The organism is Arthrobacter woluwensis (assembly GCF_030816155.1).
In the GTDB taxonomy this organism is placed as follows: Bacteria; Actinomycetota; Actinomycetes; order Actinomycetales; family Micrococcaceae; genus Arthrobacter_E; species Arthrobacter_E woluwensis_A.
In genome coordinates this window covers 1,262,816-1,279,780 of sequence record NZ_JAUSXR010000001.1, presented here as the reverse complement: position 1 = coordinate 1,279,780, position 16,965 = coordinate 1,262,816, and the positions used below count along the sequence as shown (strand labels likewise).

16 protein-coding genes and 1 pseudogene are annotated in these 16,965 nt (G+C 68.6%); 8 read left to right on the top strand and 9 right to left on the bottom strand.

Translation table 11 applies throughout. The annotated features are described in order from the left end of the window. Positions 1-16: 16 nt before the first annotated feature. The 5 genes and pseudogenes from QFZ52_RS05710 to dinB form a co-directional block, all read right to left on the bottom strand. Positions 17-664 (bottom strand): hypothetical protein, encoded by a 648-nt coding sequence (locus tag QFZ52_RS05710; RefSeq protein WP_307496661.1) that lies wholly within the window; start codon positions 662-664, stop codon positions 17-19. After that, a pseudogene (gene rsmH, locus QFZ52_RS05705) lies at positions 661-1,651 on the bottom strand (16S rRNA (cytosine(1402)-N(4))-methyltransferase RsmH). Before rsmH ends, QFZ52_RS05710 begins: the two are co-directional and overlap by 4 nt. Positions 1,652-1,836: 185 nt before the next feature. Next, positions 1,837-2,268 (bottom strand): division/cell wall cluster transcriptional repressor MraZ, encoded by a 432-nt coding sequence (gene mraZ / locus QFZ52_RS05700; protein WP_066215498.1) that lies wholly within the window; start codon positions 2,266-2,268, stop codon positions 1,837-1,839. Between the two features lie 584 nt (positions 2,269-2,852). Next, positions 2,853-3,230, bottom strand: a complete 378-nt coding sequence (locus tag QFZ52_RS05695; protein ID WP_307496660.1) for a DUF3040 domain-containing protein — start codon at positions 3,228-3,230, stop codon at positions 2,853-2,855. A 135-nt stretch (positions 3,231-3,365) separates the two neighbouring features. Next, complete coding sequence (dinB, locus tag QFZ52_RS05690; protein WP_307496659.1) at positions 3,366-4,607, bottom strand: DNA polymerase IV; 1,242 nt, start codon at positions 4,605-4,607, stop codon at positions 3,366-3,368. A 150-nt stretch (positions 4,608-4,757) separates the two neighbouring features. On the opposite strand from dinB, the gene QFZ52_RS05685 reads away from it, so the two are divergent. Together QFZ52_RS05685 and QFZ52_RS05680 are read left to right on the top strand one after the other, a co-directional pair. Beyond that, positions 4,758-5,255: a hypothetical protein gene (locus QFZ52_RS05685; RefSeq protein ID WP_307496658.1), complete on the top strand. Its 498-nt coding sequence runs from the start codon at positions 4,758-4,760 to the stop codon at positions 5,253-5,255. Beyond that, on the top strand, positions 5,252-6,364 hold the full coding sequence (locus QFZ52_RS05680; protein WP_307496657.1) for a polyprenyl synthetase family protein: 1,113 nt from the start codon (positions 5,252-5,254) through the stop codon (positions 6,362-6,364). Before QFZ52_RS05685 ends, QFZ52_RS05680 begins: the two co-directional genes overlap by 4 nt. Before the next feature lie 171 nt (positions 6,365-6,535). On the opposite strand, the gene QFZ52_RS05675 is transcribed toward QFZ52_RS05680, so the two are convergent. After that, the gene (locus tag QFZ52_RS05675) at positions 6,536-6,889 is read right to left on the bottom strand and encodes an Rv2175c family DNA-binding protein (protein WP_307496656.1); all 354 of its coding nucleotides are present in this window, start codon (positions 6,887-6,889) and stop codon (positions 6,536-6,538) included. 258 nt (positions 6,890-7,147) lie between these two features. On the opposite strand from QFZ52_RS05675, the gene QFZ52_RS05670 reads away from it, so the two are divergent. Beyond that, complete coding sequence (locus QFZ52_RS05670) at positions 7,148-8,509, top strand: lytic transglycosylase domain-containing protein (protein WP_307496655.1); 1,362 nt, start codon at positions 7,148-7,150, stop codon at positions 8,507-8,509. A gap of 76 nt (positions 8,510-8,585) precedes the next feature. Further along, complete coding sequence (locus QFZ52_RS05665) at positions 8,586-10,697, top strand: Stk1 family PASTA domain-containing Ser/Thr kinase (RefSeq protein ID WP_307496654.1); 2,112 nt, start codon at positions 8,586-8,588, stop codon at positions 10,695-10,697. Here the strand turns inward: QFZ52_RS05665 and QFZ52_RS05660 are convergent. Continuing rightward, positions 10,678-11,160 (bottom strand): MarR family winged helix-turn-helix transcriptional regulator, encoded by a 483-nt coding sequence (locus tag QFZ52_RS05660; RefSeq protein ID WP_307496653.1) that lies wholly within the window; start codon positions 11,158-11,160, stop codon positions 10,678-10,680. The genes QFZ52_RS05665 and QFZ52_RS05660 overlap by 20 nt on opposite strands. Before the next feature lie 138 nt (positions 11,161-11,298). On the opposite strand from QFZ52_RS05660, the gene QFZ52_RS05655 reads away from it, so the two are divergent. Next, a complete protein-coding gene (locus QFZ52_RS05655) occupies positions 11,299-12,414 on the top strand; it encodes an ABC transporter ATP-binding protein (RefSeq protein ID WP_307496652.1) in 1,116 nt (371 codons plus the stop codon). After that, complete coding sequence (locus QFZ52_RS05650) at positions 12,314-13,177, top strand: ABC transporter ATP-binding protein (RefSeq protein WP_307496651.1); 864 nt, start codon at positions 12,314-12,316, stop codon at positions 13,175-13,177. The genes QFZ52_RS05655 and QFZ52_RS05650 overlap by 101 nt, the downstream gene beginning before the upstream one ends. Positions 13,178-13,295: 118 nt before the next feature. On the opposite strand, the gene QFZ52_RS05645 is transcribed toward QFZ52_RS05650, so the two are convergent. Beyond that, positions 13,296-14,699: a class II 3-deoxy-7-phosphoheptulonate synthase gene (locus QFZ52_RS05645; RefSeq protein ID WP_307496650.1), complete on the bottom strand. Its 1,404-nt coding sequence runs from the start codon at positions 14,697-14,699 to the stop codon at positions 13,296-13,298. 98 nt (positions 14,700-14,797) lie between these two features. Next, a complete protein-coding gene (locus QFZ52_RS05640; protein ID WP_307496649.1) occupies positions 14,798-15,526 on the bottom strand; it encodes a lysophospholipid acyltransferase family protein in 729 nt (242 codons plus the stop codon). 122 nt (positions 15,527-15,648) lie between these two features. Between QFZ52_RS05640 and QFZ52_RS05635 the strand changes: the two genes are divergently transcribed. Beyond that, positions 15,649-16,431, top strand: a complete 783-nt coding sequence (locus tag QFZ52_RS05635; protein WP_066215524.1) for an alpha/beta hydrolase — start codon at positions 15,649-15,651, stop codon at positions 16,429-16,431. Then, positions 16,428-16,958 (top strand): hypothetical protein, encoded by a 531-nt coding sequence (locus QFZ52_RS05630; RefSeq protein ID WP_307496648.1) that lies wholly within the window; start codon positions 16,428-16,430, stop codon positions 16,956-16,958. The genes QFZ52_RS05635 and QFZ52_RS05630 overlap by 4 nt, the downstream gene beginning before the upstream one ends. Positions 16,959-16,965 lie beyond the last annotated feature (7 nt).

Genomic DNA, 16,965 nt, shown 5'->3' with positions numbered 1-16,965 from the left:
TCTTGTCCTCTGTCGATCAGTTGCCAGGGGTCCGCTGCGCAGGCGCCGGGACCGTTCCCCCGTTCAATTGAACCTTAGGAACCTGAGGAACCGCCGGAGCCTGCGCCGTGGTCTTGCTCTCGGCGGGCTTCTTCTGGGCGTTGTCCGTGGTGGCCTGATCCTCCGTGGAGGACGGGACGACGCTCAGCTGACCGGCGATGGCAGGGGCGGCGATGATGGCCGACTTGTTCTTCTCATCCTTGGCCGCCGCGACGGCCTTGCCGCTCACGGTGGAGCGGTCCAGGTCGATCTGCCCCTGGCCTGCGGACGGGACCATGCCCATCGCGGTGGCCTTCGCGGCGAGGTTCTGCGGCGCATTGAAGTTCTGGACCTCCTGAGAGAGCTCCTGGTTCTTCTTCGTCAGGGCCGACTGCTTCGCTTTGAGAGCCACCATGTCGTACTGGCCCTGGGAGAGCTGGATGTTGAGCAGCAGGACGCCCACGAGGGCTGCCGCGAGCACCGCGAAGCAGGACGCCACGAACACCACGGACTTGCGGCGCGGTGCGGAGGGCACGACGACGAGCGGCGTGCGCTTGCGCGGCGCCGGCTGCGGTGCCGGGGTGGCGAGCTTCCGGGCCGTGTTGCCGACGGTCCGGATGGCCGGGCGGGTGGTGACGCTGCTCATGCCGTCCTCCTGTCCTTGATGCGTTCGGCCGCACGAAGGCGGGCCGAGGCCGCACGGGGGTTTTCCGCGATCTCTGCTTCGGTGGGCTGTTCGGTGCCCTTGGTGATGGTCTTGAGTTCCGGCTTGTGCTGCTCGAGTTCCACCGGGAACCCGTGCGGAGCCGATGAGGTGGAGCGGGATTGGAAGGTCCGCTTGACGATCTTGTCCTCCAGCGAGTGGTAGGACATCACGACCACGCGGCCTCCGAGGGCGATGGCGTCCACAGCGGCCGGGACGGCGCGCTCAAGGACGTCCAGTTCCTCATTCACCTCGATGCGCAGCGCCTGGAAAGTCCGTTTGGCGGGGTGACCGCTGTTCCGCGCGGCGGCTGCCGGCACCACGGCCCGGATGGCCTCGACCAGTTCACCGGTGGTGGTGAACGGGGTTTCGGCCCGGCGGGTGACGATGCTGCGGGCGATCCTGCCGGCGAATTTCTCCTCGCCCCAGGTGCGGATCAGGCGGATGAGGTCCTGCTCCTCGTACTCGTTGACCACATCGGCCGCGGTCTGACCACGGCTGGTGTCCATCCGCATGTCCAGTGGAGCGTCGTAGGAGTAGGCGAAGCCGCGCTCCCGCTCGTCGAGCTGGAGGGGAGGAGACGCCGAGGTCCATGAGGACGCCGTGGACCGCAGGGATCCCGAGCTCGTCGAGGACGTCGGGGATCTCGTCATACACGGCGTGCACCAGGCTCGTGCGTCCCGCGAAGGGACTGAGCCGCTCGCCGGCCAGGGCCAGAGCCTCCTCGTCACGGTCGATGCCGATCAGGTGGAGGTCTTCGTGGCGCTGCAGCAGGGCTTCCGAGTGGCCGCCCATGCCGAGGGTGGCGTCGATGACCACGGGACGCTCCCCGCGTCCACGTGCTGCATCGAAGCCAGGGGCCAGCAGCATCAGGCAACGCTCTTTGAGGACAGGGATGTGACGTTCGGAGGTGGGCCTTGACCCGCTCATCTCCGCCATGTGGTCTCCTGCCCTGGTGGTGTCGCCTACGTTCCTGCCTGCCGTGCGCTGCGCTTCCTGTGACGTGATCCCCATCCGCGCCGCGGGTCGGTCCGCCTGGCTCCGGGGAAGGTGAGCCAGGATGACCAGCCTTGGGCGGCTGGAGATCACGTCCAGGAAACGGCCTGGGTTCTTCCTCAGAAGATCCCGGGGATCGCGTCTTCGTCCGTGTCGGAGAAGGAGTTCTCCTGCTCCTCGAGGTACTGGTTCCAAGCCTGGGCGTCCCAGATCTCGGCCCGGGTGCCTGCGCCGATCACGGCCAGCTCCCGTCCCAGACCCGCGTACTCCCGGAGCGCCGGCGGAATCGTCACGCGCCCCTGCTTGTCGGGTACCTCATCAGAGGCTCCAGACAGAAAGACACGCATGTAATCGCGGGCTTGGCGGCTGGACAGTGGAGCCTGCCGCATCTGCTCGTGAATACGTTCGAATTCCTTCTGGCTGAAGACGTAGATGCAGCGCTCCTGGCCCCTTGTCAGGACCAGTCCGTTGGCCAGTTCCTCGCGGAACTTCGCCGGCAGGATGATGCGGCCTTTTTCGTCGAGACGCGGCGAGTGAGTGCCAAGGAACACTGCTCACCGCCGATCCGTCGAAAGCTGCCGTACTACCCCAAGTGCCGCCACTACCCTCTTACTGCCTCCACTGTACTCCACTTCGCACCACGGTCAAGGTCGAAACACGTTTTCTCCAGCGTGTTGTTTTGCGAAAATCCTTGCCAGCACTGGGATCCAGGGGCGTGGTGGGAAGTGGAGGGAAAATCAGCGCCGTCAGCGCCCGGGAGCGCCGCGGGCGGACGGGAGCGCCAGGGAAAGGCCGGAAAACGGCCTGGAACACCCTCCGGGGAGGGAAAGGGAGGGAAGCGTGGAGCGAAGTGGTGGACTCCTGACCACGCTCCGGGGAGGGAAGAGGAGGAGAGCGTTGAGCGAAATGGGGATGGGTGTGGAGGGCTCCGGGGAGAGCCGGGCCCGCCCTCGGAGGATGTGCGCGCGGCAAGCAGGCTGTGAGGGCCAGGACGCCGGAAAACAAGTCCCCCGGAAACGACGAAGAGCCCGCCGAAGCGGGCTCTCGAGGCAGGTCTCCCGCCGTCGTCGGGCGCCATCAGGGCACCGGAGCGGCAGGGCTGCGGCCTGACGGACGGGCCGTCAGGCCGAAAGGATCAGGGTTCTTCGCGGCGGCGCTGCTCCCAGCGCTGCTCCAGGTCCTCCATGAAACCGGACCTCTGGCGGGAGGCGCGGGCCCCCGTGTCACGGTGACCGGAGGCCGGGGCGAGGTCCTTGCCTTTGCTGGTGGCGAAGTAGACGCCTCCGCCCATGACCAGGAATCCGAGGACACCCACCACGATGTTCTGCAGCGTGACGCCGAGCAGCAGGACCAGGATGCCCGCGACGACGGCGAACGCGCCGATCACCAGGCGCTTGGTGGACCAGCGATGAGCGGCGCCCTGTTCCATCTGACTGGCGAACTTGGGATCGTCCTCATGCAGCTGGCGCTCCAGCTGCTCGAGCAGCCTCTGTTCATGCTCCGAGAGCGGCATGACGACCTCCTCATCTCCGGGCGCCAGTCGGCTTGATCGTGGTGCCACTGACTAGTGCAACGGACTCCTCAGCGGGGAAGTTCCCCGTACTCCAATTTTATGCCTCAGATCGTCCGGTTGAAAGTGGAGTTCGACTCATCCCGCCTTTTCAGGAGGACTTTCCGTCCCGGGCCGGTTCCGGGTCGCGGATCCGAGGAGCCGGGCAGGAGTGAGCCCGGAGGTTCCGAACTTGTCCCGCACTTCATCGAGGCTCTTCTCCACCTTGCGCCAGTTGTCGTCCTGGCGGTCGAAACTCAGCTGGACCGCACCCGACCCGGCCTCCAGATGATCCGCCCGCACCCCGATCAGGCGGATCGCCTGCGGCAAGGGGCCGACGGCGTCCAGCAGCATGCGGGAGAGCTCGTACAGCTTGGCGCCTGAGTCGGTGGCATAGTCGAGTCGACGGCTCCGGGTGATGGTGCTGAAGTCGGCGTACCGCAGCTTGAGCGCCACCCCGCCCGCCGACAGTTCGCCGGAACGGAGCCTCCTGGCCACGCGGTGGGACAGGGAGAGCAGGGCCCGGTGAAGGGCAGCGGCGTCCCGAGTGTCCTCGGCGAACGTGGTCTCCGCGCTCATGCTCTTATCCACCCGCTCGGGGGTCACCGGACGCGGGTCCCTCCCCCAGGCCAGCGCGTGAATGTGCTCCCCCATGGCACCGAAGGCCTTGCGCAGCACGGGGAGCGGGGTCGCGGCGACGTCCGCCACGGTGCTCAGCCCCAGCCGGGCGAGCTGCTGCTCGGACTTGCCGCCCACTCCCCAGAGCGCCTTGACCGGCAATGAGTGCAGGTACTCGAGCTGCTGCTCCGGCTCGATCACCAGCAGGCCGTCCGGCTTGGACCGGGTGGAGGCGATCTTGGCCAGGAACTTGGTGCCGGCGATCCCCACGGATGCGGAGACCCCGAGCTCGGCGCGGACGCGGCGCCGGATGTCCTGTGCGATCTCCACCGGCGACCCGACGCGGCGGAGCGCGCCGGACACGTCCAGGAAAGCCTCGTCCACGCTGAGCTGCTCCACCGCGTCCGTATAGGAGCGGAAGAGCTCCATGAGCTGAGCCGACACCTCGTAGTACAGCTCGTGGCGGGGTGGGACGATCACCGCCTGGGGGCAACGGGCATAGGCCTGAGACATCGGCATCGCTGAGCGCACTCCGAAGGCCCGCGCCTCATACGAGGCGGACAGGACGACGGAGCGGTCCGCCGGGAATCCGACGATCACGGGGCGTCCGAGCAGCGCGGGATTCTCGCGCTGCTCCACGGCGACGAAGAAGGCGTCCATGTCCACGTGGAGGATGCTGCACTTCCTCCACCTCTCCAGTTCCCGCGCCTCCATACCCACCATGCTAGCCAGCTCCTCCGACAGAAGAACGCCTCCACCGGAGTCCGGCATGGACCTCCACGTCAGGCCCTCTAAAATAGGAGTGCCCCCGCCGGCACGTGGCCCGGCCGGGCCCTGCGGCTGCGCAGGCTCGATCCACCGGAGGAGTTCCGATTGACCAAGCACCCGACGGCGTGGCGACGCGCCGGTCTCGCCGTGGCTCTGTGCGTGGGGATGAGCCTCACGGCCTGCACCCCTGAGGCCGCCACTCCCGCGTCGACGGCGACCGCGACGCCGTCGGCCTCCACGAGCGCCGCCGCGCAGGCCGCTTCCACCGCACCCGCGCTCCCCGCGAACTTCCCGTCGGCGCTCATTCCGTCGATGCCGAAGCTCACACAGGTGACCGGCACCGTGAGCCCGCGCGGCCAGGTGACCGACGTCGCGTTCACCGGCACGGCGCCGTCCGCCCCCGCCGCCGCGGACACCTTCTACACCGCACACTTCAAGAAGCTCGGCTTCACGGCGACCGCGTCCACCACGGTGGACGGCGTGCTGAACAAGACCTTCATCCGGAACAACGGAGACGAGACCGTCAGCCTGAACGCCGCGCCCGCGCCGGGTGGGAGCACCGTGACCATCGGCGCCACGGTGAGGACGGCCAGCGCGAAATGACCACTGCATCCCAGCCCGGCCTGAGCGCCGCGGTGAGCACCGAACAGGGCCTCTTCGTCGCCGCGGTGAACGAGCGGCTCGACGACTTCCTCGACCGCCAGCGCCATCTGGTCTCGGAGATCTCTGCGGACGTCGCCCCCTTGCTCGAATCCATCCGCACCCTGGTGAGCGGCGGCAAGAGGATGCGCGCCCTCCTGGCGTACTGGGGGTTCCGGGCCGCGGGCGGCGAGGCGCAGGCCGAGGAGGCGGTGCAGGCCGGCGTCGCGCTCGAGCTCTTCCAGGCGGCCGCGCTGATCCACGACGACATCATCGACCGCTCGGCCACCCGCCGCGGCCGGCCGAGCGTGCATCAGTCCTTCGCGGATCTGCACCTGGAGTCCGGCTGGAGGCTGGACCCGGAGCGATTCGGCCACGCCGCGGGCATCCTCACCGGGGACCTCTGCCTGTCCTTCAGCGAAGAGGCCTTCTCGGAGATCGGGCCGGCCACGCGTGCCGGCACCGTGGCACGCGGGATCTTCAACCGCATGAGGGCCGAGGTGATGGCCGGTCAGTACCTCGACATCCTCGAAGAGGTGGCCGGGCCGCTCCGCACGGTCGACGGGGCCGTCGAGCGGGCCCGCACTGTCATCCGCTACAAGTCCGCCAAGTACTCGACCGAGCATCCCCTGGCGCTCGGCGGCGCGATCGCAGGGGCCCCTCAGGAGCTCCTCGACGGGTTCTCCCGTTTCTCACTCCCCCTGGGCGAGGCGTTCCAGCTCCGGGATGACGAGCTGGGCGTCTTCGGCGATCCGCTCACCACGGGCAAGCCCGCCGGCGACGATCTGCGGGAGGGCAAGCGCACCCTGCTGGTCGCCTTCATGCGCGAACTGGGCACGCCGGATCAGGTCGGGTTCCTGGAGTCGGCCCTCGGCCACTCCGATCTGACCGACGACGACGTCGCGCGGGTCCGCGCGGACATGACGGCGTGCGGCGCTCTGGCCGCCGTCGAGACGGAGATCGCCTCGCTCAGCACTGCGAGCTTCACCGCACTGGACGAACTGCGCATTCCCGACCTGCCACGGCAGGCCCTGCGGTCCCTGGCCGAGGCGGCAGTGCAGCGCAGTTCCTGAGTCGGCGCGGTTCCTAAGGCAGCGCAGTTCCTGAGGCAGCGCCGTCCCTAAGGCAGCGCAGTTCCTGAGACGGCGCGGTTCCTGAGGCGGCCAGTCAGGAACAGGACACGGAATGATGAAGGGCAGGTCACGGATCCGTGACCTGCCCTTCTGTGTTCCTGTCTCCGTGCGCTACCAGGCCAGCGCGGAAGCGCGGCGGCGAATCTCGGTCTTGCGGCCGGCCCGCAGCGCGTCCACCGGGCGGCCCGGGAGGGACTCGTCCTCCGTGAAGAGCCACGTGATGAGCTCCTCATCGGTGAATCCGGAGTCGATCAGGACCGCGATGGTCCCCTTGAGGGAGTCCAGGACTTCCCCGTCCTTCACGAACTCGGCGGGAACGCTGCGGATCTTCCGCTCGCCCACCTTCAGCGCCACCAGGGCGCGCTCGTCGATCAGCCCGTGGACCCGGGAGATCTTCACATCAAGGATTTCCGCCACATCCGGCAACGGCAGCCATTCGCCCACCAGGGCTTCAACATTGCTCACCCTTTAAGGGTGCCACGCCGGACCGCCTCCCACCTAGCCCGTCCCGCAGCTCCGGGATTCCGCGCTTGACCAGGGCGTCCAGGACACGCCGGGGCGTCGCCCAGCAAATCCGGCTCTTCTTGTGCTAGCCGCATTTTCGTGAGAGATTCACATTGGTCACATTTTCAACACGACCATCAACTTTCACATACGCACCACAGGTCACACGCTGAAATCTCCCCTTTCAGCGGATGACCCTGACGCCAAGGACGACACTGAATGACGAGCCTCACATCGCCAACGAACCGTTCACGGGCCACCGCAGCAGTGGCGACGGCCGCCCTTCCCGCAGTCGTCCTTTCCTCGCTCGCGCTGGCTCAGCCGGCCGAGGCGTCGGTGCCTCAGAACGTGACCCCCGCCAAGCGCCTTCCTCAGGGCCTCGAGGCCGCCATCGCCGGCCGTGCCTCGGCCAACCTCCTCCCGGTGAGCCAGGTGGCGACGTCGCTGCCCGCCACTCTGCAGATCGCGCTCAAGGCCGTTCCCAACACGTACCGCATCGTCTCGGGCGACACCATGAGCGGCATCGCCCATCGTTACGGCCTGAGCCTGAACGCCCTCCTGAAGCTCAATAACATCCGGGCAAATCAGATCATCTACCCCGGCCAGACCATCAAGCTGAAGGCGGGCGTCTCCGCGCCGTCCTCCTCCGGCGGTCAGGTCTCGCGGCCCACCACCTCGCAGGGCGGCTCGACCTACACCGTCCGCTCCGGTGACACCCTCGGCGCCATCGCCATGCGTCATCGCGTCAGCCTGAGCTCGATCCTGTCCTGGAACGGCCTGCGCGCCACGTCGATCATCTACCCCGGCCAGAAGATCAAGGTCTCGGCGGGCGGCGGCGTAGTGCCCCAGTCCACGGGACAGACCGGCAAGGGCTCCACGGGTGGCGGCGCCGTCTCAGGCGGCAGCTACGTGGTCCGTGCGGGTGACACCCTCGGTGCCATCGCCTCCCGTCAGCGCGTCTCCCTGAGCGCCCTGCTCAACGCCAACCGGCTCAAGATGACCTCCATCATCTACCCGGGCCAGAAGCTTGCGATCCCCGGCGCCGGCCAGACCACGAGCCCCACCGCCCCGAGCAATCAGGGTGACCAGGGCGGTCTGGTGCCCGACTCCTTCCTCGGGTACAAGTACCCGAAGGCCGTGGTCAACTCCGCCAACCGCAACAAGGCTCTGCTGAACGCCTCGCCGGTGCCCACGCGCGCCGAGATGCGTCAGATCGTCGCCGACACCGCACGACGCATGGGTGTCGAGCCGGCCCTGGCCATGGCCTTCGCCTACCAGGAATCCGGTTTCAGCCAGCGCGCGGTGTCCCCGGCCAACGCCATCGGCACCATGCAGGTCATTCCGAGCTCGGGTGAGTGGGCGTCCCAGATGGTGGGCCGTCAGCTGAACCTGCTGGACCCGTACGACAATGCGACGGCCGGCATCGCGATCATCCGTTCGCTGCTCCGCACCAGCCGCAACACCGATTACGCGATCGCCGGGTACTACCAGGGTCAGTACTCGGTGGAGCACCATGGCATGTACTCGGACACCAAGGCCTACGTCGCCGCCATCAAGGCACACCGCGCGACGTTCCGCTGAGCACATCCCGCCTGTCGACAAGGGTCCGGTACGCGTCGTACCGGACCCTTGTCGCGAAACCACTTAGGATCGTAGGGTGCAACACCGCTCTGAAGACCCGCTTCTCGGCACGGTCGTCGACAACCGCTACCGCGTGCTCGAACGCATCGCGGACGGCGGCATGTCCACCGTGTACAAAGCGCTCCACGTCACGCTGGAACGCCCCGTCGCCTTGAAGGTGCTCCACCCTCAGCTGGCGTCCGACGAGGTCTTCGTGGAGCGCTTCGCCCGGGAAGCCCGCGCGTCCGCCCGGCTTTCCCACCCCCACGTCGTCTCCGTCCTCGACCACGGACGCCACGGCCGCCTGACCTACCTGGTCATGGAGTACATCGAGGGGCGCACTCTCCGGGACGTCATCCGCACCGAGGGCGCCCTCACGCCGCGGGTCGCCATCAGCTATCTGGCTCCGGCACTCGAAGGCCTCGCCGCGGCTCATGAGGCCGGACTGATCCACCGGGACGTCAAGCCGGAGAACGTGCTCATCTCACGAGAAGGCGCCGTGAAGATCGGCGACTTCGGGCTCGCCCGTCAGGCCTCCGCCCAGACCAGCACCGGAGAGCTCCTGGGCACGGTGGCCTATCTCTCCCCCGAGCTGTTCCTGCGCCACGACGCCGACGCGCGCAGTGACGTCTACTCCTGCGGGATCATGCTCTACGAGCTGCTCACGGGCGGTGTGCCGTTCACGGGCGACATGCCCATCCAGGTGGCCTACCAGCACGTCAACGACCAGGTCCCCGCCCCCTCGCTGAAGCGTCCCGGTCTGGCCCAGGACTTCGACGAACTCGTCCAGTGGGCCACGGCGAAGGCGCCGGATGAGCGCCCGGTGGACGCACGGGCCTTCCTCGGAGAGCTGCGCCATGTCGCGGCGACCCTGCCCGCCGACGACCTGGACCTTCCCGCGCCGGGCGCGCCGGCGCCGTTGCCGTTCGAACCGCGGCCAGCCGGTCCGGGCGGTCCAGGGGCGAACCCGGCGTACCACAGCGCCCCTCAGGGTGGCGGCGCCACCGAGGTCATCGGCGCGCAAGGTCTGCAGACCACGGTGCTGCCCGCGGGAGAGCAGCACACCACGGCGCTCGGTCCGCCCGATCCGCTGGCGACGTCGGTCATCCCGCAGACCGGGCAGTCGACCACGGTCCTGCCCCATGCCACTGCCCCCGGCGCCCCGCCGAGCAAGCGGCAGCAGAGGAAGGACGACAAGGAACGGGCCCGCCAGGAGGCGAAGGCCCTGGCCACCCCCACCCGCCAGGTGCGGCAGGGGAACCCGCGGCGCAAGGGCGTCATCTGGGTGGTCGTCCTGGTGCTGCTCGCGCTCCTGGCGTCCGGCGCCGGATGGTTCTTCGGCATGGGTCCGGGCGCGCAGGTCACGCTGCCGGACCTCAAGAGCCAGCCCGCGGAACAGGCCGCGTCGATTCTCGCCGGCTACGGCATCAAAGCCGAACAGCAGGAGGTGTTCGACGAGAAAGTCGGGAGCGGTCTGGTGGTGGCCACCGAGCCCCCGGCCGGAACCGTGATCCGCAAGTTCGAGGGTGTGCAGCTGCTGGTCTCCAAGGGACCGCAGCTGTTTCCTGTTCCGGGCCTGGTCAAAAAGACACTGGACGACGCCCGCAGCGCGCTGACCGCGGCGAACCTGGCGGCCGGAAGCGTCACGGAGAAGTACAGCGAGACCGTGCCCACGGGCCAGGTGATCGCCCAGTCCCCCGGCGGTGGCGCTCAGGTGCGCCGCGGCACGCCCGTGAACCTCACGGTCTCCAAGGGACCTGAACCCGTCCCGGTGCCGAGCGTCCTGGGCTTGAGCGAGGACGATGCGACGCAGAAGCTCACCGCCGCAGGCTTCGAGGTGAAGGCCGCCCAGGAGCAGGTGTTCAGCAAGGACATCCCGGCCGGCAAGGTCGCCGCCCAGGTCCCCGCCAACGGCACACTGTTCAAGGGCGACACCGTGACCCTGACACTGTCCAAGGGGCCTCGGCCCGTGGAGGTCCCCGACTTCGTGGGCAAGCAGGCCACCGTGGCCAAGGCCGAACTGGAGAAGCTGGGCTTCACCGTGGTCATCAATGAGGTCCTCGGTGGCTTCTTCGGCACCGTACGTACTCAGGACCCCCGGGACGGCACGGCGCCCGAAGGCTCCACGATCACGCTGACCGTGGTGTAGCCCCGCCCCTCGGCAGTCGCCACCCTTCCTCGGGCCGAGGATGGGCCTCGAGCAGCAGCCCAAGGAGCCGTGTCAGCTCCGCCCGGTCCTCCGCGCCCAGAGTGGCGAAGTACTCGTCGCCGCGCTGGGAGCGGACCGCGTGGACCTTCCGCTCCAGTTCCAGCCCCTCCGTGGTGGCGGACAGCAGCACGGCCCGCTTGTCGGTGGGATCCTGCGTGCGCGCGATCAACCCCTCCGCTTCGAGCTGGCTCAGCACCTCCGCCGCCGAACGCGGCGCGATCCGCAGGGCCGCCGCCACGTCGCGCTGACGCTGCGGCTCGCCGTCGTGCGACGCGATGACGTGCAACGCGCGCCATTGGTGAGGCGACAGGCCGAAGGGGGACAGATCGGCCATCCAGCTGCGCCGCAGTCCGTGCGAGACGGAATGGACCAGGTCAGGGAGCTCCATGCGGTCGGGGGTCATGGTCACACTGTAGGCATTCGCAGCCCCGAAGGAAAGATGAGGAGGTTACCTCTTTACATTCCCCGATTACGGAGGTAACCTCCTTATCGAGGCGCGCGGAATGCGCCGGCTCCCCCAAGACCCCTCAGGAGGCCCCGGATGACCTTTGGCGCCGTCCCCCACACCCCAGGCCCGGGCGCAGGACGCCCCGCCGGCCCCGGCCGCATCAACAAGGCCGACCTCACTCAGCTCGACCAGCACCCGGTCAGCAAACGCCGCATCGCCGCCCTCTTCTCCGCCTACAAGGGCCCGCTGCTCCTGGTGGTCGTCCTGATCACCGGCAGCTCGATCGTCTCCCTCTTCCAGCCGTTCCTGGTGCGCAGCGTGATCGACGACGCCCTGCCGCACGGACGCACCGGACTGCTCGGTCTCCTGGTGCTCGCGATGATCGGCGTCGCTGCAGTGACCGCGGTGATCGGCGTCTGGCAGACGTGGATCTCCACCCGCATCGGGCAGGGGGTCATGCATGATCTCCGGACCCGCCTTTTCGGCCACCTGCAGGCCCAGTCTCTCGGCTTCTTCACCCGCACCCACGGCGGTGAGGTCCAGTCCCGCATGACTAATGACATCAACGGCATGCAGAACCTCGTCACCAACACGGCCACAGCCGTGGCCTCCAACGTCACGACCGCCATCGGCACCGTGATCGCCATGGTGGCCCTCTCCCCCTGGCTCAGCCTCGTCTCCCTCCTCGTCCTGCCGCCCTCCATCTGGGTGGCCCGCCGCGTGGCGCTGCAGCGCCGGGACATCACCGTGAAACAGCAGGCCAAGATGGCGGAGCTGCAGACGTATGTGGATGAGGGGCTCTCCGTCTCCGGGATCCGGCTGGCCAAGACCATCGGCTCCACGTCCCGGGACGCCGCACGCTTCGACGCGGCGAGCCGCGAGCTGGCCGATCTCGAGATGCGGTCCCAGCTGGCGGGGCGGTGGCGGATGGCCGCCATGCAGATCGTCTTCGCCGCCATCCCGGCCGTCATCTACCTCGCGGCCGGCCTGCCGGTGGGCGGCATGGATCTCTCGATCGGCACCATCGTGGCGTTCACCGCCCTGCAGTCCGGCCTGTTCCGGCCGGTCATGGGCCTCATGAGCGTCGGGGTTTCAGTGGGTGACGGCCATGGCGTTCTTCTCCCGCATCTTCGAATGGCTCGACCTGGTCCCGGAGATCCGCGAGCCCGAGCACCCCGTGCGCCTCGACCCGGCCGCCGTCCGCGGTGAGGTGCGCTTCGAGCACGTGGACTTCGCCTACCCCGGGAGTGGGACGAACGTGCTCAGCGACGTCGACCTGACCATCCCCGCCGGCACGACGGCCGCCGTCGTCGGGCCCACGGGTTCCGGGAAGTCGACGCTGGCCTCGCTGCTCCCCCGCCTCAACGACGTCGGCGCAGGCCGCGTGACGATCGACGGGGTCGATGTGCGGGACCTCAGCTTCCAGGACCTGTCCGCGATCGTGGGCGTGGTCTCCCAGGAGACCTATCTGGCGCACGCGAGCGTCCGGGACAATCTGAGGATCGCCGCACCGGACGCGGGTGACGACGTGCTGTGGGAGGCGCTCGAGGCGGCCCACGTGGCCGACCTCATCCGCAGCCTCCCCGCAGGTCTGGACACGATGGTCGGCGCACGCGGTCACCGATTCTCCGGCGGCGAGCAGCAGCGCCTGGCGATCGCCCGCACCCTGCTGCGCAATCCCCGCGTCCTGGTGCTGGACGAGGCCACGAGCGCCCTGGACAACACCACGGAAGCCCAGGTCCAGGCGGCCCTGGACCACCTCGCCGCCACCCGCACGACCCTGACGATCGCCCACCGTCTCTCCACGGTGGAGGACGCGGAACAGATCGTGGTGCTCGACGGCGGCCGCGTCATCGAGCACGGCACGGCCCCGGAGCTGCGGGCGGCCGGCGGCGCGTTCGCGGAGCTGTCGGCGCGCCAGTTGAGCGACACCGAGCTCGAGGACGACCTTCAGGACGAACCGGTCGGCTGACGCCATCCCGACTCATGCAGACTCGGCTGACGCCAGCCCGGAAACGCCGGAGGCCGGTCCGTGGGAAACGGACCGGCCTCTTCTGTGCGCCGGGGTCGCCCCGGCCAGTGCTTCAGACTCAGCGCTTCGAGAGCGCCCCGGCCACCAGGAACGCGAGTTCCAGGGACTGCATGTGGTTCAGCCGCGGATCGCAGACCGACTCGTAACGGTCCTCGAAGGCGGCCTCGTCGATCGGGTCCGCGCCACCCAGGCACTCCGCGACGTCGTCGCCCGTCATTTCCACGTGCAGACCGCCCGGGAAGGTGCCGAGGGCCTCGTGCACCTCGAAGAAGCCGCGGACCTCGTCCATGACGTCGTCGAAGCGGCGCGTCTTGTAGCCGTTCTTGCTGGTCACGGTGTTGCCGTGCATGGGGTCGGTCACCCAGAGCACCTGGGCGCCGGACGCGGTGACCTTCTCCACGATCGGCGGGAGGTTCTCGCGGATCTTGCCCGCGCCCATGCGCGTGATGAAGGTCAGGCGGCCGGGCTCGCGGTTCGGGTCCAGCTTGTCGATGAGGCGCAGCGCGTCATCGCCCGAGGTGTTCGGGCCAAGCTTGACCCCGATCGGGTTGCGGACGCGGGACAGGAAGTCCACGTGCGCGTGGTCCAGCTCGCGGGTGCGCTCACCGATCCACAGGAAGTGCGAGGACGTGTCGTACGGGAACCCGGTCCGGGAGTCGATACGGGTGAGGGCCCGCTCGTAGTCCAGGAGGAGCGCCTCGTGGCTGGCGAAGAACTCCACCCGCTTGAGGGCTTCGAAGTCCGCGCCGCAGGACTGCATGAAGGTGATGGCACGGTCGATGTCCTTGGCCAGGGACTCGTAGCGGGCGTGGGCCGGGTTGGCCGTGAAGCCCTTGTTCCACTGGTGCACCAGGCGGAGATCGGCGAAGCCACCGGTGGTGAACGCCCGGATGAGGTTCAGTGTGGAGGCCGAGGTGTGGTACGCCCGCAGCATGCGGCTGGCGTCGTGCGCGCGGGACTCGGGGGTGAACTCGTAACCGTTGACGATGTCACCACGGTAGGCCGGCAGGGTGACGCCGTCCCGGGTCTCGTCATTGGAGGAACGCGGCTTGGCGAACTGCCCCGCCATGCGGCCCATCTTGATGACGGGGAGCGAGGCGCCGTAGGTCAGGACGACGGCCATCTGGAGGATCGTCTTCACCCGGGAGGAGATCCGGTCGGCCGTGGCCGCCTCGAAGGTCTCCGCGCAGTCACCGCCCTGCAGGAGGAAGGCGCGTCCCTGGGCTGCGGCCGCGAGGCGTTCGCGCAGCACATCGACCTCACCCGCGAAGACAAGAGGGGGAAGGATGGACAGTTCCTTGACCGAGGCGTCGAAGACCTCAGGATCGGACCAGGTGGGCTGCTGGTTGATCGGCAGCGAACGCCACTGGTCGAGGCCGGGATAGTCGGCCGCCCCGCTCTGGGATGCGGCCGCGAAGGCGGCGGAAGAGTCGGGGGCCGCGGTGGTGGAAAGCTCAGTCACACGGTCGATTCTAGACGCCCTGGACGGGATCACCGCTTCGGGTCCATAGGACGGACGTCATCGACGGCGGGCGCCCGAGAGGATTCCGGGAGGTGACGTCAGGACGACGCCGGGTCCCCGCCGTCGTCGGGCCGGATCCCTGCCGCGGCAGCGGCCGCCTCCGCCTTGACCGTGGCGGCGTACTTGTCCACGTACTCCTGCCCGGAGAGCCTCATGAGCCGTTCCATCACGGCGTCCACCACCTGGCGCTGCACCTCGTACTCCTCGGCGCGGTCGGCCAGATGACTGAAGTCCAGCGGCTCTCCGAAGATGACGCCGATCCGGCGGATGCTGGGGACCTTGCGGCCGATGGGCTGCACCTTGTCCGTGCCGATCATGGCCACGGGGATGATCGGCACCCGGCATTCGAGGGCGAGCCGGGCCACGCCCACCTTGCCGCGGTACAGACGTCCGTCCGGGCTACGGGTGCCCTCCGGGTAGATGCCGAGCAGCTCGCCGTTGCGGAGCACCTCCGCGCCCGCGCCGAGCGACAGGCTGGAGGCGGCGCCGCCCGAGCGGTCCATCGGCAGCTGGTTCGTCAGGCGGAAGAAGGCCGCCGTCAGCCGGCCTTTCAGTCCACGCCCCGTGAAGTAGTCGCTCTTGGCCAGGAAGACCACCGGACGCGGCACCTCGAGCGGCATGAAGACCGAATCGGAGAAGGAGAGGTGGTTGGAGGCCAGGATGGCGCCGCCCTCCTGGGGGATGTTGTCCAGGCCTTTGACCCAGGGACGGAAGATCAGCTTGACCAGTGGCCCGATGATCACGTTCTTCATCAGCCAGTAGAACATGGCCGTCCTCCTTGGAAGTGGCGGTGTCAGGTGGGCCCTGACAGAGCCCGGAACCTGCGCCCAGACTACATGGACGGGCCCGCTGGGTCCCATGTCACGCCACTTTGGGGAATGATGGAGTCATGAGCAATGAGGCACTGCATCCGGAGCAATCGGCCATCTCTCACGACGCGTTCAGCAGCGACGGGCACGGTCCGCGCGCCCGCGTGGGCGTGGTCATGTCCCACGGCTTCACGGGAAGCCCGCACGGCCTCCGGGACTGGGCCACTCATCTGGCGGACGCCGGCTTCACGGTGCGGATGCCGCTGCTGCCGGGCCATGGCACCACCTGGCAGGACATGTCCACCCGCAGCTGGCAGGAGTGGTATCAGGCCTACGAGGCCAGCTACCAGGAACTCGTCCCGCTGTGCGACACGATCGTCACGGCAGGGCTCTCGATGGGCGGCTGCCTCGCCCTGCGGCTCGCCGCGCTCAAGCCCGTGGCCGGCACCGTGGTGGTCAACCCCGGCCTCGTGATCGACGACTGGCGCGCCCCGCTCTCCGGCCTGCTCAAGCACCTGGTGAAGTCGACCCCGTCGATCGCAAACGACATCCTCAAGCCCGGCGTCGACGAGGGCGCCTACACCCGCACGCCCACGGCGTCCGTCCATGAGCTGCACAAGCTCTTCGCGAACACCCGGGAGCTGCTCCCCCGCATCAGCACGCCCGTGCACCTGTTCCGCTCCCGCACGGACCACATCGTGGGCGATTCGAGCGTCCGTGCCCTGCAGAACGGTCTGCGCGACGGCTTGCTGGACATTGAATGGCTGGAGAACAGCCTGCACGTCGCCACCGTGGACAACGACGCCCCGCTCATCTTCGACGGGAGCGTCCGCTTCATCGATTCCTTGGGGGCCAGGCGATGACCCCCGGCGAGGACAACACTCCCGGCAGCCGCTCTTCCGAGGAGCCCCCGCCGGAGGAGCCCCGTGATTCCGGGGACTCCGGCCAGGACGATGACGCCGTCTGGGAGGACCTCGTCGCGCGGCTGAAGGCGACCGACAGCGGCGACACGCCTGCAGCCCCACCCCAGAGCGCCGGGTCTGGTTTCTCCGCTTTCGACCCTCTCGGCCTCAGCAGCCCCGCCGCACCGCCGTCCACAGGAAGCGGACCCCGGGACTACGTCACCGATCCCGACGTGGAAGAGGAACTGGACAGCTTCGTCCCGGAGGATCCCGGCCCCCTGAGCGAAGCGGATCCCCGCCTGGCTCTCGCCTGGGCCGGCGCCGCGGGGTCCCCGCTGCTGATCGTGCTGCTCCTGATCTTCTGGCGCTCCGCACCCCAGCCGGTGTGGTGGGTCCTCATCGCAGGATTCATCGCCGGCATCGGCTACCTGCTCTGGCAGCTGCCGCACCGCAGTGATGACGACTACGACGACGGCGCCCGCCTCTGACGACCCG